This window comes from Arthrobacter sp. BC5 (assembly GCF_056680255.1).
Window position 1 is genome coordinate 1,547,598 of record NZ_CM155273.1, and the last position, 21,352, is coordinate 1,568,949.

The 21,352-nt window shown below is 68.9% G+C and carries 22 protein-coding genes and 2 riboswitches; of the genes, 9 read left to right on the forward strand and 13 right to left on the reverse strand.

Features of this window, described 5'->3' with window-relative positions:
• Positions 1 to 2: 2 nt before the first annotated feature.
• On the reverse strand, positions 3 to 1,556 hold the full coding sequence (locus AC1MFI_RS07160; RefSeq protein WP_479820415.1) for an FAD-dependent monooxygenase: 1,554 nt from the start codon (positions 1,554 to 1,556) through the stop codon (positions 3 to 5).
• A 23-nt stretch (positions 1,557 to 1,579) separates the two neighbouring features.
• Positions 1,580 to 2,227: a 4a-hydroxytetrahydrobiopterin dehydratase gene (locus tag AC1MFI_RS07165; RefSeq protein WP_479820416.1), complete on the reverse strand. Its 648-nt coding sequence runs from the start codon at positions 2,225 to 2,227 to the stop codon at positions 1,580 to 1,582.
• Positions 2,228 to 2,386: 159 nt separating this feature from the next.
• On the opposite strand from AC1MFI_RS07165, the gene AC1MFI_RS07170 reads away from it, so the two are divergent.
• Both AC1MFI_RS07170 and AC1MFI_RS07175 read left to right on the forward strand, forming a co-directional pair.
• Positions 2,387 to 3,451, forward strand: coding sequence for a phosphatase PAP2 family protein (locus AC1MFI_RS07170; protein ID WP_479820417.1), 1,065 nt, complete (start codon positions 2,387 to 2,389; stop codon positions 3,449 to 3,451).
• Between the two features lie 115 nt (positions 3,452 to 3,566).
• Entirely contained in the window at positions 3,567 to 4,694 is a 1,128-nt protein-coding gene (locus AC1MFI_RS07175; protein ID WP_479820418.1) for an FUSC family protein, read from the forward strand.
• A gap of 79 nt (positions 4,695 to 4,773) precedes the next feature.
• On the opposite strand, the gene AC1MFI_RS07180 is transcribed toward AC1MFI_RS07175, so the two are convergent.
• Both AC1MFI_RS07180 and AC1MFI_RS07185 read right to left on the reverse strand, forming a co-directional pair.
• Entirely contained in the window at positions 4,774 to 6,108 is a 1,335-nt protein-coding gene (locus AC1MFI_RS07180) for an FAD-dependent oxidoreductase (RefSeq protein WP_479820419.1), read from the reverse strand.
• A gap of 37 nt (positions 6,109 to 6,145) precedes the next feature.
• Positions 6,146 to 6,592 (reverse strand): arsenate reductase ArsC, encoded by a 447-nt coding sequence (locus tag AC1MFI_RS07185; RefSeq protein ID WP_479820420.1) that lies wholly within the window; start codon positions 6,590 to 6,592, stop codon positions 6,146 to 6,148.
• A 101-nt stretch (positions 6,593 to 6,693) separates the two neighbouring features.
• On the opposite strand from AC1MFI_RS07185, the gene AC1MFI_RS07190 reads away from it, so the two are divergent.
• The 3 genes from AC1MFI_RS07190 (at position 6,694) to AC1MFI_RS07200 (ending at position 9,207) form a co-directional block, all read left to right on the forward strand.
• A complete protein-coding gene (locus tag AC1MFI_RS07190) occupies positions 6,694 to 7,095 on the forward strand; it encodes an ArsR/SmtB family transcription factor (protein ID WP_479820421.1) in 402 nt (133 codons plus the stop codon).
• Positions 7,096 to 7,144: 49 nt separating this feature from the next.
• A complete protein-coding gene (locus AC1MFI_RS07195) occupies positions 7,145 to 7,567 on the forward strand; it encodes an arsenate-mycothiol transferase ArsC (RefSeq protein ID WP_479820422.1) in 423 nt (140 codons plus the stop codon).
• Positions 7,568 to 7,683: 116 nt separating this feature from the next.
• Entirely contained in the window at positions 7,684 to 9,207 is a 1,524-nt protein-coding gene (locus AC1MFI_RS07200) for an arsenic transporter (protein ID WP_479820423.1), read from the forward strand.
• An 88-nt stretch (positions 9,208 to 9,295) separates the two neighbouring features.
• Here the strand turns inward: AC1MFI_RS07200 and AC1MFI_RS07205 are convergent, their stop codons facing one another.
• Positions 9,296 to 9,556, reverse strand: a complete 261-nt coding sequence (locus tag AC1MFI_RS07205; protein ID WP_400482099.1) for a DUF4235 domain-containing protein — start codon at positions 9,554 to 9,556, stop codon at positions 9,296 to 9,298.
• Positions 9,557 to 9,643: 87 nt separating this feature from the next.
• Positions 9,644 to 9,767, forward strand: a riboswitch (TPP riboswitch).
• Positions 9,768 to 9,830: 63 nt separating this feature from the next.
• On the opposite strand from AC1MFI_RS07205, the gene AC1MFI_RS07210 reads away from it, so the two are divergent.
• The 3 genes from AC1MFI_RS07210 to AC1MFI_RS07220 are packed head-to-tail and all read left to right on the forward strand — an operon-like array spanning position 9,831 to position 12,720.
• On the forward strand, positions 9,831 to 10,439 hold the full coding sequence (locus AC1MFI_RS07210) for an ECF transporter S component (RefSeq protein WP_479820424.1): 609 nt from the start codon (positions 9,831 to 9,833) through the stop codon (positions 10,437 to 10,439).
• Entirely contained in the window at positions 10,436 to 11,926 is a 1,491-nt protein-coding gene (locus tag AC1MFI_RS07215; protein ID WP_479820425.1) for an ABC transporter ATP-binding protein, read from the forward strand. The genes AC1MFI_RS07210 and AC1MFI_RS07215 overlap by 4 nt, the downstream gene beginning before the upstream one ends.
• A complete protein-coding gene (locus AC1MFI_RS07220) occupies positions 11,923 to 12,720 on the forward strand; it encodes an energy-coupling factor transporter transmembrane component T family protein (protein ID WP_479820426.1) in 798 nt (265 codons plus the stop codon). Before AC1MFI_RS07215 ends, AC1MFI_RS07220 begins: the two co-directional genes overlap by 4 nt.
• A 39-nt stretch (positions 12,721 to 12,759) precedes the next feature.
• Here the strand turns inward: AC1MFI_RS07220 and AC1MFI_RS07225 are convergent, their stop codons facing one another.
• From AC1MFI_RS07225 to AC1MFI_RS07235, 3 genes are read right to left on the reverse strand one after another with little or no spacing between them, the layout of a single operon-like run.
• Entirely contained in the window at positions 12,760 to 13,497 is a 738-nt protein-coding gene (locus tag AC1MFI_RS07225; RefSeq protein WP_479820427.1) for an amino acid ABC transporter ATP-binding protein, read from the reverse strand.
• Positions 13,494 to 14,258 (reverse strand): amino acid ABC transporter permease, encoded by a 765-nt coding sequence (locus AC1MFI_RS07230; protein WP_479820428.1) that lies wholly within the window; start codon positions 14,256 to 14,258, stop codon positions 13,494 to 13,496. Before AC1MFI_RS07230 ends, AC1MFI_RS07225 begins: the two co-directional genes overlap by 4 nt.
• A 10-nt stretch (positions 14,259 to 14,268) precedes the next feature.
• On the reverse strand, positions 14,269 to 15,183 hold the full coding sequence (locus AC1MFI_RS07235) for an ABC transporter substrate-binding protein (RefSeq protein WP_479820429.1): 915 nt from the start codon (positions 15,181 to 15,183) through the stop codon (positions 14,269 to 14,271).
• On the opposite strand from AC1MFI_RS07235, the gene AC1MFI_RS07240 reads away from it, so the two are divergent.
• Positions 15,182 to 15,313: a hypothetical protein gene (locus AC1MFI_RS07240; RefSeq protein ID WP_479820430.1), complete on the forward strand. Its 132-nt coding sequence runs from the start codon at positions 15,182 to 15,184 to the stop codon at positions 15,311 to 15,313. The two genes, AC1MFI_RS07235 and AC1MFI_RS07240, sit on opposite strands and share 2 nt — an antisense overlap.
• Positions 15,314 to 15,346: 33 nt before the next feature.
• A riboswitch (SAM riboswitch) is annotated at positions 15,347 to 15,464 on the reverse strand.
• Positions 15,465 to 15,572: 108 nt separating this feature from the next.
• On the opposite strand, the gene AC1MFI_RS07245 is transcribed toward AC1MFI_RS07240, so the two are convergent.
• From AC1MFI_RS07245 to AC1MFI_RS07265, 5 genes are all read right to left on the reverse strand, one after another.
• The gene (locus tag AC1MFI_RS07245; protein WP_479820431.1) at positions 15,573 to 16,451 is read right to left on the reverse strand and encodes an aminodeoxychorismate lyase; all 879 of its coding nucleotides are present in this window, start codon (positions 16,449 to 16,451) and stop codon (positions 15,573 to 15,575) included.
• Between the two features lie 208 nt (positions 16,452 to 16,659).
• Positions 16,660 to 17,673, reverse strand: a complete 1,014-nt coding sequence (yjfF, locus tag AC1MFI_RS07250; RefSeq protein WP_479820432.1) for a galactofuranose ABC transporter, permease protein YjfF — start codon at positions 17,671 to 17,673, stop codon at positions 16,660 to 16,662.
• Complete coding sequence (locus AC1MFI_RS07255) at positions 17,673 to 18,704, reverse strand: ABC transporter permease (protein ID WP_479820433.1); 1,032 nt, start codon at positions 18,702 to 18,704, stop codon at positions 17,673 to 17,675. The genes yjfF and AC1MFI_RS07255 overlap by 1 nt, the downstream gene beginning before the upstream one ends.
• Positions 18,701 to 20,224: a sugar ABC transporter ATP-binding protein gene (locus AC1MFI_RS07260; RefSeq protein ID WP_479820434.1), complete on the reverse strand. Its 1,524-nt coding sequence runs from the start codon at positions 20,222 to 20,224 to the stop codon at positions 18,701 to 18,703. Before AC1MFI_RS07260 ends, AC1MFI_RS07255 begins: the two co-directional genes overlap by 4 nt.
• 103 nt (positions 20,225 to 20,327) lie before the next feature.
• Positions 20,328 to 21,305: an ABC transporter substrate-binding protein gene (locus AC1MFI_RS07265; RefSeq protein WP_479820435.1), complete on the reverse strand. Its 978-nt coding sequence runs from the start codon at positions 21,303 to 21,305 to the stop codon at positions 20,328 to 20,330.
• Between the last annotated feature and the right edge of the window lie 47 nt (positions 21,306 to 21,352).

The following is a 21,352-nucleotide window of genomic DNA, read 5'->3' on the forward strand; positions in this document are numbered from 1 at the left end:
GGTCAGCCCTCGTGCAGACGGGGTATCTGGTCCCCGCAGGTCGAGCGGAAACGGGCGGCGGCCTGTGCGGGAGGTGAAGCGGCTGCCACGAATCCGTCGGGCCGCACGAGGTACAGGACGCCGGGTCGCAACGGGCTGGTGCCGGTGGTGGCGAAGGTGTGGAGGGGAAGTCCGAGGCCGCGTGCGGCGGAGGCCGCCTGGAGTGCTGCCTCCTGCTCGGCCGCGTAGAGGTGAACCTGCCACGCCGCAGATCGCAGCACGTCGAAGTTCTCCCCGGTCCACGGCAGCCGGCGGCCTACGACGGCGTCGCGGCGGCGCCCCGACGGAGCGCCCTCCATCCGGTAGTGGATGCGGAGCTGGCCGAGGTAGCCGGCGAGGTGGCGGCCGATGGGCAGGTGGGGGAGCAGGGCGACGACGGCGGGCAGCACCACCCGCGGCACGTACCTGCGCACCAGCATCGCTGCCGCCGAACGCGACGTGATGCCGCGGAACAGGGCGTCCGTGGTCTTCAGGAGTCGCAGTGCGACGGGCCGTCGCTCCGACTCGTAGCGGTCCAGGACCGTCTCCGGGACACGCCCCGAGGCCACGTCCGCGAGCTTGAAGGCGAGGTTGTGGGCGTCCTGCAGCCCGGTATTCATGCCCTGCGCACCCACGGGGGAGTGCACATGGGCGGCGTCGCCGGCGAGGAACACCGGACCGGTGCGGAAGTGCGTGGCGATGCGGTGGTGGACGCGATACGTGGAGAACCAGCGGGAGTCCTCGTAGGTGACGCCGAACGATTCGGCGAAGCGGTGCCGGGCGTAGTCCTCCGTGACCGCGGGGGCGTCGTCGTCGCCGGCGATCCCGATCAGCCGCTGTCCGTTCCTGCCGGAGGCGTCGGTCCGCATGGGAAAGGCGAGGAGGAACCCGGTGGCACCCTGGCGGATGTTGACCGAGGCAGGAGTGAGTCCGTGGACGCCCACCGCGTCCACCAGGTAGAAGGTCTGCCTGCTGGTGGTGCCCTCGAACGGGGTTCCGCACCGGGACCGGACGGTGGAGGACGCCCCGTCGCAGCCCACCGCGAAGCGGGCGCGCACCGTGGAGGATCCGATGGGGCCGTCGACGACGGCGAGCACGCCGCCGTCCTGCTCGGTGAGCGTTGACAGCCGATGCCGCCACCGGACCGACCCGCCGACCTCCTGCAGGTGGTCGGCGAGGATCCGCTCGTTGGCGCTCTGCTCGAGGATGTACATGCCGGGGTACGGGGTGAGGCCCCGGCCCAGGCCGGTCAGGGGGATGGGCGCGAAGGCGGTGCGCCCGAAGCCCTGCCGCATCGATTCCGCACGGACGGCCTGGGCGAGTACCCGGTCGACGACGCCGAGCTGGTCGTAGATCTCCATGGATCGCGAGTGCACGCCCAGGGCCCGGGACTCGCGGGTGGGGCCCGCCTTCCCGTCGATCACGGTGACGCTCGCACCGAGCTTCACCAGCCAGTTGGCGAGCATGAGTCCGGTGGGACCCGCGCCCACCACGAGGACGTCCACGCGCCCGCCGTCCTGCGGTCCTGCCTGCTGCATCGTCGGATCGCCCGCCGGAGTCCTCAGCGCCCGAGGACGGTGCAGACGCAGGCATTGTTGCCCTCGGGATCGGCCAGGACCGTGAAGGAGGGCGCCTGTGCCTCGTCCACCACGGTGCCCCCGGCCGCGACGGCGGCGGCGATGCGGGCCTCCGCCGCGTCGTGCGGCACCCAGAGATCGATGTGGAAGCGCTGGCGTGGTGTCGCGTGCGCGTCGGTGTGCTGGAACCACAGGAGCGGTACCCGCCCGCCCGGGTCCGCGACGTCGTCGCCGTCCACGGCACCCGGATCGCCGGTGAGCAGCGCCGCCCAGAACGGTCCGATGGCGGCCACGTCCGCCGTGTCGAGCGCGAGTTCGACGACGGCGGGTGCCGCAGGATCGGCGATGATGCCGCGTTCTTCTGCCAGGTCGCTGATGCGACGTGCCAGGTCCAGATCGCGCGCGGTCACACCGGCTGCATCGTGGCTGATGAGCGACACGTCGACGTGCGGGTAGCTCAGCGTGATGTCCGGATGGTGACCGGCCTCCTCCGCCAGACCGCCGATGGCGGTCACGAGGGCGAGGCCCGTGGCGAAGTCCCGTGTCAGGAAGCGGGCGTGAAGGGCCTGCGCCAGCTTCCGCCAGTCATCGAGGCCGGCGTCGAGGATCTGCTGCGTGCTGAGGATGCTCATGCCGCCAGTATGGCCCGCCCGTGACGGTTGGAGAAGGTGCCACGGCCTCGTGCGGCCTGGCGCCCGGGCACCGACGGAATCAGCAGATGACGCAGCAAACAGGGCGCGTAACTGCCGACAATCGCGCCCGAAGGCGCCAGGAGGTGCTAGAAGTATCTGATGGAGTTAAATACCACGGCGTCGGTGCGGTTTCCACCAGGACTGTTCCGCGTGCCCCTCACGGTGGCGGCATCCTTCACCGCCCTCACCGTCCTGACGGCCGTGGCATTCGGATTGCCCCTGCGTGACCCGGACGGTTTCCTCGGTCCCAGCTACGTGCGGCTGCCCGCGCTCCTCGTCGCGATGATCCTGGCGGACATCGCTCCGCGCACCCTGCTCGGGCGGCCCGGCCTGCGGAACGTCCTCCGCGTCGCACTGGCCGAATTCCGCTGCAGCTGGCCCGTGCCACGAATCCTGGCCACCTCCCTGGGGCTGGCGACCTTCTATCTCGCGTACGTCTCGTACCGCAACATGAAGAGCTTCCTGCCGTTCGTCCGCGAACGGGTCACGGATCCGCTCCTTCAGGCGAGTGATCGCTGGCTGACCGGCGGACACCATCCCGGGGATGCGCTGCAGCACCTGCTCGGTACGGGCATCAGTGCGCACGTCCTGTCCGCCGTGTACCTGTCCTACCTCATGTTCGTCCCCGTATCGGTTGCCGCGGCCCTCGTCTGGTCCCGGCAGATCTCCCACGGTGCCTGGTACGTCAGCGCGTTGTCCTTCAACTGGATCCTCGGGGCTGCGAGCTACTACGTGCTGCCCTCCCTGGGCCCGGTCTTCGTCGAGCGGAAGCATTTCACCGACCTTCCCGATACCGCCGTCACCGAACTCGCGGACTCCCTGTACCGGAACCGGGTGCGCGTCCTCGACGATCCGCACGCCACGCAGTCCGTGCACGGCATCGCCGCCTTCGCCTCCCTCCACGTCTCCGTGGTCGTGACCGCCGCCCTCGTCGCGCACCTGATCCGCATGCCGCTCGTTCTCAGGGTGCTCCTCTGGGCCTACGTGCTGCTCACCGCCCTCGCCACCGTCTACTTCGGGTGGCACTACCTCGTCGACGTCATCGCCGGTGCGGCGCTGGGCGCGCTCGCGACCTGGCTGGCACTGAGGGCGACCGGACCGGGACTCACGAGCGGTATCTCCTCCCCCCGGGAGATGACGGTCGCGGCGGGAAGCCCCCTCTAGCTGCCGGCCCGGAGGCCTGTCCCCGGGCTTCCCTCCATGGGTGTCCGGCTGCGGCGGCGTCCCATCCGGTGCGGGCGTGCAGGACCTGCTCAGGGGCAGATGCCATACTGCGGAGATGGCCAAGAACAGAACCTTTCCCGGCCGTGGCGTGCTCGCGGCGCGCCTGAGCAGCCATCTGGACGATCGCCTCCGCGCAGCCGTGGTCAATCCGCAGCTCCTCCTCGCGGGCAAGGCCGCGCTCGCCGCAGCGCTCGCCTGGATCATCGCTCTGGGCATACCCGGTGAGGCTTCCCGCTATCCGTACTACGCGCCCCTGGGTGCGCTGCTCGCGATGTACCCGACCGTCGCCAGCACGCTCAGGTCCGGGCTGCAGACCGTCATCGGCCTCACCATCGGGATCGTGCTGGCCCACGTCGCGAACTGGGCTGGGGAGCCCGACGGGCTGACGATCGCCTTCGTGGTCGGCATGGGCGTGCTCCTGGCGGGTGCCCTGAAGAGGACGGCGGGTGGCGGATCCGGTATCGCCTCCGCCGGACTGTTCGTTCTGGTCATCGGCAATGACAACCTCGGATACTCGCTGGGGTACTTCGTCCAGACGGTAGTCGGTGTCGGCGTCGGGCTGGCGGTCAGCGTGCTCATCCTGCCACCACTGAACCTCGACGACGCGGTGGGCCAGATGAGCCGGCTCCGCAGGGCGGCCGCGAGGCAGCTCCAGGAGATGGGCGAGGCGCTGGACGAGGACTGGGCCGCGGATGACCCGCGCTGGGCGCAGCGGCGGGACGAGCTCACGGAGTCGTCCCGCAACGCGAGGGCGGCCCTGCAGTACGCGGACGAGAGCCGGAAGGGAAACGTCCGGCGGCGCTTCCACCCGCGGGACGTCCGCCGCGACTACCGGCATGTCGAAGTCCTGGAGGTCGTCGCATTCCACACCCTCAACATCACGAACATGCTGCAGGATGCGCTGCACGGGACGTCCCGTGAGCACCCCCTGCCGAACGCGGTCCGGCCGCCCCTGCGGGAGGCCTTCACTGCTGTCGGGGACGTGCTCGACCTGTGGACGGTGCAGGAGAACGACGCCGAGACGTTCCAGGCCGCCGAGCGCAGCCTCGCAGCGCTCGAAGCCGCAGCGTACGAGGCGTCGTCCCGCGATATCCCCTTCGGGGCGGCGGCCGCTATCGCGATGAGCCTGCACCGCATCCTGCAGGCTGTGACGCCCGGCCGCAGCAACGGGGACGAGGACTAGTCCGTGATGCGCCGCGCCGCGCGGCCGGTCCGCGCTCCTGGCGCGGGTCTGTCCGCCCGCCGGCCCGACCCGTGTCCGATCAGTGGTCGGGGGCGCCGGAGCGTCCGTGGGCCGTGCCGGTGGGGAATCCGATGCTGACGAGCTGCGGTTCCGAGCAGCATCCGCCCAGGTCGGTGCTGCAGACGCCCGTCTCAGGCAGCTCGAGCTGCAGGCGCGAAGCAGCCTCGGGGTCACCCGCGATCGCGGCGGTGACGGAACGGACCTGCTCATACCCGGTGGCCAGCAAAAAGGTGGGGGCTCGCCCGTAGGACTTCATCCCGACGAGATAGAAGTCCTTCTCGGGGTGCGCCAGGACGTCCGCCCCGTGGGCCGGGACTGTTCCGCAGGAATGGAACTCCGGGTCGATCAGGGGCCCGAGGGCACGGGGCGCCTCGACGGCCGGGTCCAGTTCGAGGCGGAGTTCGCGCAGCATGTCGAGGTCGGGGCGGAACCCGGTGGCGGGCACGAGGACGTCGACGTCGACGGCGCGGGAACCGTCCGGCGTCGACGCTGCAACGGTGAGGCCCGATCCGGTTCCGGTGAGCGAGGTGATGGTGAAGTCGGTGATGAGTTCGACGACGCCGTCCCTGACGAGGGTCTTCAGGCGGCTGCCGAGTGCACCGCGGGCGGGCAGGCCGTCGAGGTCCCCGCCGCCGTAGAGGCGTCGGGCCGACGCGCTGCCGCGGACGGCCCAGAGGATGCGGGTGCCGGGCTCGTTCCTGGCGACCTGACCGAGGTTGATCAGGGTGTTGGCGGCAGAGTGGCCGGCGCCGACGACCATGACCGTCCGGCCTGAGAAGCGTGCCCGGTCAGCGCCGACGACGTCGGGCAACGGCCTGGTGATGAACTGGGACGCCGCGCCTTCCCCGGGTGCCGTCAGTCCGGCCTGTCCGAGCGGGTTGGGCCGGTTCCAGGTGCCGGAGGCGTCGATGACGGCTCGCACGAGGTGGTCCGTGGTGCCGTCGGGTGCGGTGACCCGGACGAGGAACGGGGTGGTGTCGCGGTCCTTGGTGCGGGTCTTGTCCATGCCGAGGCGGGTGACCGCGATGACCCGGCTGTCGAAGTGGAGGGTGTCGGCGATGGCTGGGACGGCGGCGAGGGGCTCGAGGTAGGACTCCACCAGTTCGCGGCCGTACGGCAGTGCGGTACGGCGTGGTTCGGCCCAACCGGTGGGTTCGAGCAGCCGTCGGGCTGCGGGGTCGATGCCGTACTCCCAGGGTGAGAACAGGCGGATGTGCGCCCACTGCCGGATCGCCGCGCCGACGCCGGGCCCCTGCTCGAACACGATCGGGGTCAGGCCCTGCTCGAGGAGGTTCGCGGCCGCCGAGAGGCCGATGGGTCCGGCGCCGATGACGGCGACAGGAAGATCGGTCATGCCGGACCCGGCGGCGGGACTTGTTCCGGGGGTGGTCTCAGGCATGAGCTGCGGTCCCGTCGGCGGGCAGGAGCTCGCTGATGAGCTGCTGGATGCGGCCCTTGATCTCGTCGCGGATGGGGCGGACGGACTCGACACCCTTGCCCGCGGGATCCTCGAGGACCCAGTCCTCGTACCGCTTGCCCGGGAAGTAGGGGCACTCGTCCCCGCACCCCATGGTGACGACGACGTCGGAAGCCTTCACGGCCTCGGCGGTGAGGACCTTCGGTGTCTCGGCGGTGATGTCGATGCCCTCCTCCTTCATGGCCTCGACCGCGGCGGGGTTCACCTGGTCGGCGGGCTGGGACCCGGCGGACAGAACCTCGATGCGCCCCTCGGAGAGGTGGTTGAGGTACGCCGCTGCCATCTGCGACCGCCCCGCGTTGTGGACGCAGACGAACAGGACCGACGGTTTCCTGACCTCGGTGGTCGTCTCGATGCTCATGGTGATCCTTCGTTCAGCGCCCGGTCCCGGAGATCGACCGGTGTCGGTCTCGAGTATGGAAAGCATATTGATGGTTGTCAATATCAGGGTACGGTAGGTGAATGACGACGATCACCGAGTCCAGGACTGCGGACCCCGCAACGACCGGAGCCGCCACGGCGACCCCTGATGCGGCGGGTGCAGAGGGTCCCTGCTGCGTGCCGTCGGGGGCACCGGCGATGAGCGCGGATCGGGCCGAGGAACTGGCGAGGCAGTTCAAGGCGATCGCCGACCCGAACCGTCTGCGCCTGATCTCGCTGATCTCCTCGAGCGCCGGGCACGAGGCGTGCGTCTGTGACCTCACCGAGCCGCTGGATCTCGGGCAGCCGACCGTGTCGCACCACCTGAAGATCCTCGTCGACGCGGGCATCCTGCACCGTGAGAAGCGCGGGGTGTGGGCGTACTTCTCCCTCGTGCCCGGAGCCCTGACCTCCCTCGCCGGCGTCCTCGCCGAACCCGCGTGACCCCCGACCTCTCCGGGCTCCTGCCCGCTCAGAAGAATCGAGAACCCCTGTGAGCTTCAAGGCGGACAAGCCCGCTGTCCTGTTCGTGTGCGTGAAGAACGGAGGCAAGTCCCAGATGGCCGCGGGCCTCATGCACAAGGTCGCCGGTGATTCCATCACCACGGCGTCGGCCGGATCGAGGCCGGGATCCTCGGTCAACGGCCTCTCGGCCGAGGTGTTGGCGGAGATCGGGGTCGACATCAGCCAGAACGTCCCCCGTCCGATCACCCGCGAGGACCAGGAGCAGGCGGACCTCGTCGTCATCCTGGGCCCTGAAGCGCACGTCGACGAGGTCGAGGGCGCCCGTTACGAGCGCTGGGAGACCGACGAGCCCAGCGAGCGCGGCATCGACGGCATCGAGCGCATGCGCCTGGTCCGCGACGACATCCTCGAACGCGTCACCGCCCTGCACGCCACCGTGATGGCCCCGTAGCCGACCGGCGCGGATCGCGGCCGTCGACAGCCGGTCCCGTCTGCTCCCTCGCCGGGCTCCTCCCTGCCCTCTTCCATGCGTTCCCCCTGCGTGTCCCTCCCCTAAGGAGTCCTGCCATGACCGTGGTCGCCATCCTGATCTTCCTCGCCACCCTGACCCTGGTCATCTGGCAGCCCCGGGGCCTCGGCATCGGCTGGTCCGCCCTCGGTGGTGCGGCGGTAGCCCTGATCACCACGGTGGTGAGCCTGTCCGACATCCCGATCGTGTGGGACATCGTGTGGAATGCGACCTTCGCGTTCGTGGCGATCGTGATCATCTCCCTGATCCTCGACGAGTCCGGGTTCTTCACCTGGGCAGCCCTGCACGTCGCCCGCTGGGGCAGGGGTGACGGACGGCTGCTGTTCACGCTCATCGTCCTGCTCGGGGCAGCGATCGCAGCAGTCTTCGCCAATGACGGGGCGGCCTTGATCCTCACCCCGATCGTCATCCAGATGCTCCTGGCCCTGAAGTTCCCGGCCAAGGCGTCCCTCGGCTTCGTCATCGCCTGCGGATTCATCGCCGACGCCGGCAGTCTGCCGCTGGTCGTGTCGAACCTCGTCAACATCGTCACCGCGGACTTCTTCGACATCAGCTTCGCCCGCTACGCCGTCGTGATGGTCCCGGTCGGCATCGTGTCCGTCGCGGCCAGCCTCGGCGTCCTGCTGCTGTTCTTCCGCAAGGTCATCCCGCGCCGCTACGACGTCACCGTCCTCGCCAGTCCGAAGTCCGCCATCGCGGACCCGCTGACGTTCAGGGCCGGCTGGGTGATCCTCGGGGTCCTGCTCGTGGGCTACTTCGCCGCCGAACCACTGCAGATCCCGCTCTCCGCCGTCGCGGGAGTCGGAGCCGTCGTCCTGATGATCGTCGCCTCCCGCCAGCCGGCCTTCCTCTTCCCCCGTACGCGCGCCCTCACCGGCACGTCCGCAGCGCCGGGGCCGGCGCCAGGATCACCTGAAGGCGCCGGACGGGCGGCGGACCTCGATTACGAGACGGTCGGCGCGTCCCGCCGGTCGACGGCCCGGCCTCACGTCACGCCCGTCATCGGTGCCACCGCCGGTCCGGACCAGGAGGACGAAGCATCTGCCGCTGGGGTCGCGCTCCCGAGCGGGAGGATCTCCGTTCCACGGATCCTGAAGGAAGCGCCGTGGCAGATCGTCCTGTTCTCCATCGGCATGTACCTGGTCGTGTACGGGCTGCGGAACCGGGGCCTGACCGACGAGCTCGCCGGCGTCTTCTCGAGCATCGGCTCCAACGGGGTGCTGGTCACCGCTCTCGGTGTCGGCGTCATCGTCGCCGTCCTCGCGTCCCTGATGAACAACCTGCCCACCGTCCTCATCGCCTCGCTGGCCATCGGCTCGGCCGGCGCTGCCGGTCTGACGCAGGAGGCCATGATCTACGCCAACGTGATCGGCTCGGACCTCGGCCCGAAGATCACCCCCATCGGCAGCCTCGCGACCCTGCTCTGGCTGCACGTCCTGGACCGCAAGGGCATCCACATCGGCTGGGGCCAGTACTTCCGTGTCGGCATCGTGCTGACCCTCCCGGTGCTCGCCATCACCCTCCTCGCCCTGGCCGGATGGCTCACCGTCATCGGCGTCTGAGCGCCAGGAGGGGGGGCCGCCATGAACCCTGCGCACGAAACGGCGGGCAGCCCTCCTCCAGCCCTCCTCCAGCCCTGCCGCGAAGGACTCAGGTCAGGTCGCGTGTCTTCGAGAAGCGGTCGATCGCCTTCTGCGTGGAGCGGTTGGTGAGCACCTGGATGGTGGTGCTGACCGCACCCGAGATGACGGCGAACACGAGGGCCGAGCGCAGGGTGTTCTCCAGCCCGTCCTTGCTCTTCGGCGGGGCCTCGCCGGTGATCTTCTCCCACAGGAAGTCGACGAGCTTGGTCCCGACGAAGCCCGCACCCACGCTCATGCCGGCGCCGAGCAGTTTGAACACCACGTTCATGGTTTCTCCTTCTAGTCCGATAGTCCTGGGCCTAGCCTAGTCGCGGCCCACGGCCCTTCGCAGGTGTAGGATCGGTAGCGCTCAACCAACAAACGACAGGGGAGCGCCGATTCGCAGCAGGCTGCGGAGCGGGCGCTGAGAGTGCGGACCGCCGCAGACCCTCGAACCTGATCCGGCTAGTACCGGCGAAGGGAGTCGAGTTCTCAGAGTGCGCGGATGCTGCTTCCACGGCAGTCCGGCACTCTCCCCTCCTGTACCTCAGGAGGAAATCACCATGGCATCACCAGCGTCCCTCACGGGCACCTCTCCGCGCACCACCCAGTGGCGTGTCGTCGACATCGTGGTGGCCTCGGTCATCGCGGTCGCCGTCGGCGTCCTGTTCTTCGCCTGGTCGGCGGGCTACTCGGGCATCAGCGTGCTCACCGCCGGTTTCCCGCCGTTGGCAGGCCTCTACTCGGGCGGCTGGCTGATCGCCGGAGTGCTCGGCGGGCTGATCATCCGGAAGCCCGGCGCCGCCGTCTACTGCGAGGTGCTCGCGGCCGCGGTCTCGGCGCTCATCGGCACCCAGTTCGGCATCCTCGTCCTCGTCTCCGGGCTCATCCAGGGACTCGGGGCCGAGCTGGTCTTCCTGCTGTTCCTCTACCGGAAGTGGAACCTGCCCGTGGCACTGCTGGCGGGCCTCGCAGCGGGGCTCGCCCTCGCGATCAGCGAGAACATCATGTACAACGCGCTGTGGACCATCGAGTTCAAGGTCCTCTACACCGTGTTCGCTGCCATCTCCGGCGTCGTCATCGCCGGACTGCTGTCCTGGCTCGCCATGCGTGGTCTCGCGAAGACGGGCGTGCTGTCCTCCTTCGCCGCGGGCCGCACGGCGGACGTGTGACACCAGCCGACGCGCCATCTTCCGGAGCGGTGCACGTCCGCGCCCGGGGATGGGGCTGGCGCCATGCCGGCAGGAAGGCGTTCGCCGCGCGCGGGCTGGACCTCGACATCCGGCCCGGGGAGCGGGTCCTGCTCCTCGGGGCGTCCGGCGCGGGCAAATCGACCGTGCTGCACGGACTGGCCGGTGTGCTCGGCACCAACGACGAGGGCGAGCAGGAGGGTGAACTCCTGCTCGACGGCGCCCCGCCCGCCGCGGCGCGGGGGCGTGCGGGGCTCGTCCTGCAGGATCCGGAGACGCAGGTCGTGCTGGCGCGCGTGGGTGACGAGGTGGCCTTCGCCGCCGAGAACCTCGCCGTGCCGCGGGAGGAGATCTGGCGGCGCGTGGGACGGGCGCTCGACGACGTCGGCCTGGACCTCCCGCTCGACCACCCGACCACCGCGTTGTCCGGAGGGCAGAAACAGCGCCTCGCGCTCGCCTCCGTGCTCGCCATGGAACCCGGCTTGCTCCTGCTCGACGAACCCACCGCGAACCTCGACCCCGACGGCGTGCTGGAGGTGCGCGACGCCGTCGCCCGGGTCCTCGAGCGTACGGGGTCGACGCTCGTGGTCGTGGAGCACCGTGTGGCGGTGTGGGCCGATGTCGTCGATCGCGTGATCGTGCTCGATGCCGAGGGCGGCGTCCTCGCGGACGGTGCCCCGGCAACCGTGCTCGGCCGGGAGGAGACGCGAAGCCGGCTCGCTGCGGCGGGCGTATGGGTCCCGGGGCTGCGGCCCCCCGTGGGCGGGCGAATGCCCGGCGGCGGTGCGGAGGTGCTCCTCTCGGCGCACGGCCTGGCCGTGGCAAGGACGAAGCACGGGCCGGCCGCCGTGGAGGGCCTCGGGCTCGAGGTGCGCGCTGCGGAGGCCCTGAGCATCACCGGGCCGAACGGTGCGGGGAAGTCGACGGCGGCGCTCACGCTCGGCGGCCTCCTCCGCCCGCGCGCAGGGACCCTCGAGGCGTCCGCCCGGCTCGCCGGGGACGCCGGAAGGAACCCGTTCCGCTGGCGTTCCTCCCAGCTCGTGCAGCGCGTCGGAACGGTCTTCCAGGAGCCCGAGCACCAGTTCCTCACGGCGAGCGTCGCGGAGGAACTCGAGTTCGGTCCGAGGAGGGTCAGCGGGAGCGTGGACCCGCGCCGCATCGCCGAGCTGGCCGAGCGGCTCCGGCTCACCCATCTGCTCAAGGCCAATCCGTTCACGCTGTCCGGCGGGGAGAAGCGCCGCCTGTCGGTCGCGACGATGCTCGCCACGGCCCCGCGCATCCTCATCCTGGACGAGCCCACCTTCGGCCAGGACGCCGGGACCTGGGCCGAACTGGTCACCCTGCTGCGCGAACTGATCGACGACGGCGTGGCCGTCCTCTCCGTGACGCACGACGCGGACTTCATCGCCGCGCTCGGCGGAGCATCGCTTCACATCATCGGTGGAGCGGGACGGCTGGTGTCCCGATGAGCAGCGACCACCTGACCCCGGTCCTGACCGGGAGGACGCTCGTGCGGGCCAATCCGGTGTCCAAGCTGTTCGCCGCCACCGTCATCACGTTCGCCCTGATGGCGAGCATCGACTGGGTCAGTGCCGCGGTGGTGCTCACCTCGGAGCTGGCCCTCATGCCGCTGCTGGGCATCAGTGTGGTGGGCCTCGCGCGGCGTATCTGGCCCCTGCTGATCGCCGCCGTGGTCGGCGCCTACGGGACCGCCCTGCTGGCGGAGAAGAGCGGCGGGGTCCTGCTCGACGTCGGGCCGTTCCTCTTCACCGAGGGATCGGTGGCCGCGGGGATCGCCGTCGGGCTGAGGGGCCTGGCGCTCGCGCTGCCGGGCATCTTCATCCTCCTCACCACCGACCCCACGGACCTGGCCGATGCCCTCGCGCAGAAACTGCACCTGCCGCACCGCTTCGTGCTCGGCGGCCTGGCATCGCTGAGGCTCGTCGGCCTGCTGGTGGAGCAGTGGGAGACGCTCGGGCTCGCGCGCCACGCCCGGGGCATCGGATCGGACGGGTCCGTCGTCGCCCGCACCCGGAACCTGCTGGGGCAGTCCTTCGGGCTCATCGTGCAGGCCATCCGGCGCGCCACACGGCTCGCGACCGCGATGGAGGCGCGCGGGTTCGGCGGGGGAACGCGCACGTGGGCGCGGACGAGCACCTTCTCCCCGCTCGACGCCGGCGTCGCCGTCGTCGGGCTCCTGATCGCTGCAAGCGCAGTGACGGCGGCCGTCCTGGCCGGGACCTGGAATTTCATCCTGTCCTGACCGGGGCGACCGCCGTGACAGCGCTGGTGCAGCGGGTTGCTACAGCACGTCCGCGAGGAAGGACCTCAGGCGCGGCGTCTGCGCGTCGTCGAAGATCGCGGCCGGAGGACCGGATTCCACGACCACGCCGCCGTCCATGAACGTCACGGTGTCGGAGACGTTGCGGGAGAAGCCCATCTCGTGGGTGACGACGACCATCGTCATGCCCGCCGAGGCCAGATCGGCCATGAGGGCGAGGACGCCCTTGACGAGTTCCGGGTCCAGGGCGGACGTGGCCTCGTCGAAGAACATGACCTCGGGGTCCATCGCCAGCGCCCGGGCGATCGCGACGCGCTGCTGCTGGCCGCCCGAGAGGTTGCCGGGCCGCACGTCGGCCTTGTGCTTCAGCCCCACCAGGTCCAGCTGCGCCAGCGCCTTCTCCCGGGCCTCGTCCGCGGACATCTTCCGGAGCTTCCGCAGCGCCAGGGAGACGTTGTCCACCACGGTCTTGTGGGGGAAGAGGTTGAACTGCTGGAACACCATGCCGATGCGGCGGCGCAGCTCGTCCGGGTTGTCCTTCAGCACGGACCGGCCGTCGAGCAGGATGTCCCCCCTGTCCGGTTCGATCAGCCGGTTGAGGACACGCAGGAGCGTGGACTTGCCGGACCCGGACGGGCCGATGACCGACGCCGTCGTGCCCTGCTCCACGTGCAGGTCGATGCCGCGCAGCACGTGATTGGTCCCGAAGGACAGGTGGAGGTCCCTGCCGGTCAGGGTTCCCGAATCGATGGTCTTCACGCCTTGGCTCCTTCGCCGATCTTCGCGGCCAGTTCGTCCGGTTCCGGCTTCTCCCGCTTGCCCGTCCGCAACCTGTTGTCGATGTAGTTGACCAGGTGGGTCAGCGGGATCGTGAGGCACAGGTACAGCACGGCGGAGGCGATGAGCGGCGAGAGGTTGCCCGTGTTGCTGGCCGCATCGTTCCCGATCCGGAACAGTTCACGTTCGCTGGTGAGCAGCCCGAGGAAGTAGATGAGCGAGGATTCCTTGATCAGCGCGATGAACTGGTTCACCAGGGCGGGCAGCACGCGCCGCACGCCCTGGGGGACCACCACGAGCTGCATCGACGAGCGGTAGCTGAAGCCCAGGGCGCGCGAGGCCTCCAGCTGTCCCTTCTCCACGCTCTGGATGCCGGAGCGGAAGATCTCGCCGATGTAGGCCGCCGCCATGAGCGACAGCGCGAGGATCCCCATGGGGAACGGGCTCGTGCTGCCGGTGGCCTCGCGGTAGATCGGGCTGAGTCCGATGCCGATGAGCAGGATGATCACGACGGCGGGCACCCCACGGAAGATGTCCGTGTAGATGCGCGCCGCCCAGCGGAGCAGCCGGTTGCGGGAGATCCCCATGATCGCGAGGACCATGCCGAGGACCGTCCCGATGATTCCGGACGCGATCGCGAGGATCAGGGTGTTCCGCAGGCCGACCGCGAGGAGCTCCGGCAGGACGGCGGCCATCGCCTCCCAGTCGAAGAAGGTCTGCGCGAGCTGTTCAAGGGCATTCATGGAGGGTCGGCTACTTTACTTCCACGGCTTTGCTGCCGGGCTTCCAGTCGGTGGGCATCTCGCGGTCCGGGTACCACTCCTTGGTGAGCTCGGACCACGTGCCGTCCTCGACCACGGCGTCGAGGCCCGCGTTCAGGGCGTCGATCAGGGGCTGGTTCTCGCTGTTCACGGCGTAGGCGGTGAAGTTCTCCGTGTTGATGATGGTCTCGGCGATCGCGGTGTCGTCGCCCTCCTTAACCTGGCCGGTGGCCTGCTGGGACGGCGCCACCCACGCGTCCACCTGGCCGTTCTTCACGTTGGCGTACACCGTGTTGTAGTCGGCGAAGCGCACGGGCTCGAGGCCCAGGGTGTTGGTGACGTAGTCGTCCTGCACGGTGCCCTGCACCACGCCGATGCGGGTGCTCTCGGACAGCGAGTCGAAGCCCGTGACCGTGGAGCCGTTCTTGGCGACGACGGCCATGTAGCCGAAGTCGTAGCCGTTGGTGAAGCCGACGTTCCCGCGGCGGGCCTCGGTGGTGGAGATCGAGGAGGACCCGACGTCGAACTGCTTGTTCTGCACCTGCGCCAGCAGCGCCGAGAAGTCGGTGGAGGCGAACTCGACCTCGAGGCCGAGCTCGTCGCCGATGGCGCGCAGCAACTCGTTGTCGTAGCCCGTGAAGACGCCGTTCTCGATGAAGATGTTCGGAGGGGCGTCCGAGAGGGTGCCGACACGCAGCGTGCCCTCCGTGATGAGACCGAGCTTCGAGGTGTCGATCTCGTCGATCGGCGTGCTGTCCTCGGTGGTGTACTGGTCCAGCGACTGCTGGTCGCTGCCGGCCAGGGCGTCGGTGGTCTCGGTGGGCTCGCTGCTGGAGCTGCCGCAGGAGACGGTCAGGGCGAGGAGGGGTACGGCGAATGCCGCGAGGACCTTACGGGAGATGGTCATGATGTCCTTCGATACCGGCCCGGATTCCGGGCGCACAGGTGAGGGGTTTTCGGAGGTGCCGGTCGACGGCACGGAAGGAGGCTGCTGGCTGCTGGGTGACACGCTCGCTGTTCTGGGCTGCGCGTTGTGATGTGGCTACCCAGCAATCCCGGGACACCGCACGACGCCGTACTTGCCAACCGGGGGACTGGTCCCGGCGGCCGAATCTTCACCTGGAGCACCCCACTACGGGAGAGGGTTGCTGTCCAGCCGGCCAGGGCCGAGGGCTGGAACTCTTGATTTCAGGAAAAACGCTAGGGCAGGGTGAAGCACCCGGTCAAAACGGCAACGGGTGAAAATCGGCGTTTGACGCCGTAGAGGGCCTTTATGCGGCCATTTTGTGGCGGAGATTACACGAATCGGTCCACGAGCTCGGTGAGTTCGGCGGTGAGCGCGGCCGACGTGCGCAGGTCCTGGCCGTCGAGCGAGAGGACGGGTGCGAGGAGCCGGATGCTCGAGATCAGCCAGACGGCGTCGGCGTCGAGCAGGTGGTGCGGTTCGAGCGGACCGTAGCCGAGCTCCCACCCCTGCTCCTTCGCCGCTGCGAAGAGAGCGCTCTGGGACGTGCCCGCCAGGATGCCGCTCTCCAGTTGCGGTGTGAGGAGCGTCTTCTGCCCGTCGCGATCGTAGGCGAGGAGCACGGTGGACGTCGGTCCTTCCAGGACCTTGCCGTCGGAGGATGTGAAGATGACGTCGTCCGCGCCGTGCGCCTTCGCATGGCGGATGGCCGCCATGTTGACGGCGTAGGAGAGGGTCTTGGCGCCCATCAGCAGCCAGGGCGCGCGTTGTCCAACGGTGCTGTCGTACCCACGCTCGAGGAACAGGACCTTCAGGCCGGCGTCGCGCTGTGCGAGGGTCGACGCCGGAACGGGCGCCACCTGGACCCAGGCCGTCGCATGTCCCGCGCCCTCCACTCCACGCGTGGCGATCAGCTTCACGACGGCGTTGCCGTGGTCCGGCTCGGCCGCCGCGAACTCCCGCAGCCCGGTGCGGATGGCGCGGCTCCAGGCCTCCGCCCCGGGCACCACCAGATCGAGGGCAGCGGCCGACGACGCGAGCCGTGCGAGGTGCGCCTGCTCCTTCCGGGGAGCTCCGCCGACGGCCAGCAGCGATTCGAAGATGCCGTCCCCGCGCGTGGCACCGAGGTCGGTGGCCATCAGTTGCGGCTGCGAGGCGTCGACGACCTTGCCGTCGTCGTGGGCCGGGTCGAGGAACACGAGAACAGTCATGGCACCAGCGTATCCGTTGCCATTCTTCTCGGGCCGGGCGGTCGGAGGCTGCAGGTCCGGCCCGACGGGTGGAGGACCTGCGGCGCGTGATCATCGGCGTGCTGCCGGGGTATCGCGCCCCCGACAGCACGCCGGGCCTATGGGATCCCGGCGGCGGTTGCCCCGCCGGCCCCGTGCTGATGAAGGGCCGGCCGCTCCGCCTGAGCCGTCAGGTGAGCCTGGCCTTCCGGGAGAAGAGCTTCTGCAGCAGGATGAAGGCGAGGAGCAGGGCGCCGATCACGATCCGCGTCCACCAGGAGCTCAAGGTGCCCTCGTAGGAGATGAACGTCTGGACGATGCCGAGGATGAGCACCCCGGCAAGGGAGCCGAGGACGTAGCCGTATCCGCCGGTGAGCAGCGTACCGCCCACCACCACCGCGGCGATGGCGTCCAGTTCCAGGCCGGTCGCCGCCAGGCTGTAGCCGGAGAGGCTGTAGAACGAGAAGAGGATACCCGCGATCGCCGAGCACAGGCCGCTGATCCCGTAGACGAGGACCTTCGTCCTCGGGACGGCCAGTCCCATCAGCAGGGCTGAGGACTCCCCACCGCCGATGGCGTACACGGTCCGGCCGAACCGGGTCTGGTGCAGGACGTAGAAGGCGAGCGCGATGACGACCAGCGCAATCACGACGCCGGGTGAGATGAAGAGCGTGTCGGCCAGCGGAATCCTCGCCTGGGCCATCGCCGTGAAGAAGGGATCGGTCACGGTGATCGAATCGACGCTGATGACGTAGCAGAGCCCGCGCGCGAGGAACAGCCCGGCGAGGGTGACGATGAACGGTTGGATCTCGAAGACCTGGATGACCAGCCCCATGAGCAGGCCGAAGGTCGCGCCGGTGAGGAGCACGAGGGCGATGACGGCCATCGGGTTCCAGCCGGCCTGGAGGAGGGCCGCCGCAATCATCATCGAGAGGGCGACGACCGAGCCGACGGAGAGGTCGATCCCGCCGGTGAGGATCACGAACGTCATCCCGACGGCGAGGACGATCAGGAAGGTGTTGTCGATCAGGAGGTTGAGGAACACCTGTCCCGAGAGGAAACCCGGATACATGACCGCGCCCGCGGCGAACATCGCGAGGAACAGGCCGGTCGTGGCCAGTGCCGGCGCATAGCGCGCCTTGCCCTGGAGGCGGCTGATCCGAGGGCGGTTCAGGGGCGCCGGGGTGCGGGTGAGGACCGACATCAGATGGCCACCTTCACGTCGGACTGCTCGGTCACGGGGCGTTTGCGTTGCCCGAGGAGGGCTCGGGCCTTGCTGGACTGGAGGAGGCAGACGATGATGACGACGAGCGCCTTGAACACGAGGGTCACTTCGGGGGGAATGCCCAGGGTGTAGACGGTGGTCGTGAGGGTCTGGATGATCAGCGCCCCGATGAGGGTTCCCACGAGGCTGTACCGCCCGCCGGCCAGCGAGGTGCCGCCGATGACGACGGCGAGGATGGCGTCCATCTCGATGTAGAGGCCGGCGTTGTTGGCATCCGCAGCCGTGACATTCGAACTGATCATCAGTCCGGCGACGGCTGCGCACAGCCCGCTGAAGACGTAGACGATCCAGGTGACGTTGCGCGCGTTGATTCCGGCAAGGCGGCTGGCCACCGGGTTGATGCCCACCGCTTCGATGAGCGTGCCAAGGGCTGTGCGCCGCGTCAGCAGCCCGGCCACGCCGAACGCCGCCGCCGCTATGAGGATGGAGATCGGCAGTCCGAGGAAGAAGCCGGCTCCGATCGCCTGGTAGGAATCATTGGAGACCGAGATGATCTGGCCGTCCGTGACCAGTTGCGCCAGCCCCCTGCCTGCCGTCATGAGGACCAGGGTGGCGATGATGGGCTGGATGCCGATCACGGAGACGAGGAACCCGTTCCACAGCCCGAGCGCCAGTCCCACGACCACGGCGATGGTCACGGCCACCGCCGCCGTCGTGGGTGACGAGGGGTCCGGCGAGTTGTAGATGTAGGTGCAGGACACCGCTCCGGAGATGGCCGCCACCGCTCCCACGGACAGGTCGATGCCCCGCGAGGCGATGACGAGCGTCATGCCCAGGGCGATGAGGACCGTCGGAGCGCCGTTCCGCAGTATGTCGATCAGGCTGCCGTACAGGTGTCCGTCCTGGACGCGGACGGACAGGAAATCCGCACGGAAGAGTTGATTGAGCAGGAGGAGGAGGACCAGCGCGAGCACGGGCCAGGTGAGTCGGTGCTTCAGCAGGGCGTTCATGCGTTGGTTCCCGCGATGATCGTCATGACGTCCTCCATGGTGACTCCGTCGTTCGCCAGGTCGGCGACCATCTGCCGGTCCTTGAGGACGGCGATCCGATCACTCAGGCGCAGTACTTCCTCGAGTTCGGCCGAGATGAAGATGATGGACATGCCGTCCGACGCGAGACTGCTGATGAGTCTCTGGATCTGCGTCTTCGCGCCGATGTCGATTCCCCTGGTGGGCTCGTCCAGGATGAGCAGACGGGGGTTGGTGATGAGCCAGCGGGCCAGCAGCACCTTCTGCTGGTTGCCTCCGCTCAGGTTCCGGATCAGTGCGTCCTTGCTGGCGGGGCGGATGTCCAGTGCCGCGATGAACTTGTCGGCCAGTTGATCCTGGGTGGTCCGGGGGACACGCCGCAACCAGCCCTTGCTGGCCTGCATGGCCAGGACCAGGTTGTCGCGGACCGACAGGTCCCCGATCAGTCCTTCTTCCTTCCTGTTCTCCGAGGAGAAGGCGATGCCCTGGTCGATGGCCGAGCGGGGGGTCCGGAGCGTGCGCGCGGTGCCGCCGATGTGCAGGCTGCCCTGGTCGGAACGGTCCGCTCCGAAGAGCAGCCGCGCCGTCTCGGTGCGTCCCGAGCCCAACAGCCCGGCCAGGCCAAGGATCTCTCCGGCATGGATGGCGACGGTCACGTGGTGGACCGAGCCCTTTCTCCCGAGGTTCTCGGCCTCCAGCAGGGGCGATCCCTCCGCCCGATCCGACTGGCGGCGGTTCTCGGCCTTCTCGAGTTCGGCGAGGGCATCCATCTCCTTGCCGATCATCTTGGAGATGAGCGCCATGCGCGGCAGCTCCCGGGTCATGTATTCACCCACGAGCCGGCCGTTGCGCAGGACGGTCATGCGATCGGAGATCTCGTACACCTGCTCGAGGAAGTGCGACACGAACAGGATGGCCACCCCGCTGTCACGCAGGGTCCGGATGACCGCGAACAGCTGCTGGACCTCGTCGGCGTCGAGGCTGGAGGTGGGTTCGTCGAGGATGAGGACCTTGGCGTCGACCTGCACGGCGCGAGCGATCGCGATGAGCTGCTGGAGCGCGATCGAATGGGAGGACAGGAGGGACCCGGGGTCGATGTGCCCCAGGTGGAGCTGATGGAGCACCTCCTTCGATCTCCGCCGGACGTCCTTCCACGCGATGCTTCCGCGCCTGCGGGGTTCGCGTCCCAGCAGGATGTTCTCCTCGACGGACAGGTTCGGGCAGAGGTTGACCTCCTGGTAGACCGTGCTGATGCGTGCGGCCTGTGCTTCCGCCGGCGAGGAGAAACGGTGCTTCGAGCCCAGCACGGTGATCGTTCCGCCGTCGATGGCATAGACGCCGGTCAGCGCCTTGATGAGGGTCGACTTCCCGGCGCCGTTCTCGCCCATGAGGGCATGCACTTCCCCCTGGAACAAACGGAGATCCACTCCGTCGAGGGCCTTCACGCCCGGGAATTCGATGGAGATGCCGCTCATCTCGACCACGGGAACGATCTCGTTCATCACTCTGTCCTCCTGTCGGGATGCGGCGGGACGAGCCCGCCGCATCCCCTGTCGTCCGCCCGGGCGCCCGCTGGTGGACGCCCGGATCCTGCTGTCGGCCCTCCTAGTACTCGCGGCTGGCCAGGACTTCCTTGGCCTGCTCCGGAGTGAAGGCCGACTCCTCGGTGACGACGCGTGCCGGGACCTCCTCGCCGGCGACCACCTTCTCGGCCAGATCCATCAGCTGGTCCCCGAGGAGCGGGTTGCACTCGACGATGTAGTTGATCTTGCCTTCCGCGAGGGCGGTCATGCCGTCCTTCACGGCGTCGACGGTGATGATCTTGATGTCCTTGCCGGGCACCTTCCCGGCGGCCTCGATGGCCTCGATCGCGCCCAGACCCATGTCGTCGTTGTGGGCGTAGACGACGTCGATGTCGGGTGTGTTCTTGAGGAATGCCTCCATGACCTGCTTCCCGCCGCTGCGGGTGAAATCACCGGTCTGGGACTGGACGATCTTCAGGTCGGGGTCCGCCGCGATGGCGGCTTCGAATCCTTCCTTCCGGTCGATCGCGGGAGCGGCGCCGGTGGTTCCCTGCAGTTCGACGATGTTCACGGGGCCGTCCGTCGATGCCGAGTCCTGCACGAGCCAGTCGCCGGCCTTCTTGCCCTCCTCGATGAAGTCCGAGCCGAGGAAGGTCTTGTACAGGGAGGTGTCGGCGGAATCGACGGCACGGTCCGTCAGGATCACGGGGATGTCGGCGTCCTTGGCTTCCTTCAGCACGGTGTCCCAGCCCGACTCGACAACCGGTGAGAAGGCGATGACGTCCACCTGCTGCTGGATGTAGGACCGGATCGCCTTGATCTGGTTCTCCTGCTTCTGCTGGGCGTCCGAGAACTTGAGGTCGATACCCGCTTCCTTGGCGGAGTCCTGCACCGATTTCGTGTTCGCCGTGCGCCAGCCGCTTTCTGCGCCGACCTGCGCGAAGCCCATGGTGATCCCGTCATCGGACCCTCCACCGGAGCCGGAGCCGGATCCGCCACCGCATGCCGTCAGGGCGAGCGTTGTGGCGGCGATAACCGTTACGAAGGATTTCTTGAACACTGCTGCCTCCTGGAATTCGGATCCACAGCAAGGAGCATCTGCACCGT

Coding starts and splice junctions, on each gene's coding strand:
- AC1MFI_RS07245 (WP_479820431.1), bottom strand. CDS start 16,451: ATGACTGTTCTCGTGTTCCTCGACCCGGCCCACGACGACGGCAAGGTC.
- AC1MFI_RS07165 (WP_479820416.1), bottom strand. CDS start 2,227: ATGAGCATCCTCAGCACGCAGCAGATCCTCGACGCCGGCCTCGATGAC.
- AC1MFI_RS07180 (WP_479820419.1), bottom strand. CDS start 6,108: ATGACCGATCTTCCTGTCGCCGTCATCGGCGCCGGACCCATCGGCCTC.
- yjfF (WP_479820432.1), bottom strand. CDS start 17,673: ATGTCGGTCCTCACCCGCACCCCGGCGCCCCTGAACCGCCCTCGGATC.
- AC1MFI_RS07255 (WP_479820433.1), bottom strand. CDS start 18,704: ATGAACGCCCTGCTGAAGCACCGACTCACCTGGCCCGTGCTCGCGCTG.
- AC1MFI_RS07220 (WP_479820426.1), top strand. CDS start 11,923: ATGAGCAGCGACCACCTGACCCCGGTCCTGACCGGGAGGACGCTCGTG.
- AC1MFI_RS07205 (WP_400482099.1), bottom strand. CDS start 9,556: ATGAACGTGGTGTTCAAACTGCTCGGCGCCGGCATGAGCGTGGGTGCG.
- AC1MFI_RS07175 (WP_479820418.1), top strand. CDS start 3,567: ATGGCCAAGAACAGAACCTTTCCCGGCCGTGGCGTGCTCGCGGCGCGC.
- AC1MFI_RS07185 (WP_479820420.1), bottom strand. CDS start 6,592: ATGAGCATCGAGACGACCACCGAGGTCAGGAAACCGTCGGTCCTGTTC.
- AC1MFI_RS07235 (WP_479820429.1), bottom strand. CDS start 15,183: ATGACCATCTCCCGTAAGGTCCTCGCGGCATTCGCCGTACCCCTCCTC.
- AC1MFI_RS07170 (WP_479820417.1), top strand. CDS start 2,387: ATGGAGTTAAATACCACGGCGTCGGTGCGGTTTCCACCAGGACTGTTC.
- AC1MFI_RS07200 (WP_479820423.1), top strand. CDS start 7,684: ATGACCGTGGTCGCCATCCTGATCTTCCTCGCCACCCTGACCCTGGTC.
- AC1MFI_RS07240 (WP_479820430.1), top strand. CDS start 15,182: ATGATGTCCTTCGATACCGGCCCGGATTCCGGGCGCACAGGTGAGGGG.
- AC1MFI_RS07160 (WP_479820415.1), bottom strand. CDS start 1,556: ATGCAGCAGGCAGGACCGCAGGACGGCGGGCGCGTGGACGTCCTCGTG.
- AC1MFI_RS07210 (WP_479820424.1), top strand. CDS start 9,831: ATGGCATCACCAGCGTCCCTCACGGGCACCTCTCCGCGCACCACCCAG.
- AC1MFI_RS07230 (WP_479820428.1), bottom strand. CDS start 14,258: ATGAATGCCCTTGAACAGCTCGCGCAGACCTTCTTCGACTGGGAGGCG.
- AC1MFI_RS07260 (WP_479820434.1), bottom strand. CDS start 20,224: ATGAACGAGATCGTTCCCGTGGTCGAGATGAGCGGCATCTCCATCGAA.
- AC1MFI_RS07190 (WP_479820421.1), top strand. CDS start 6,694: ATGACGACGATCACCGAGTCCAGGACTGCGGACCCCGCAACGACCGGA.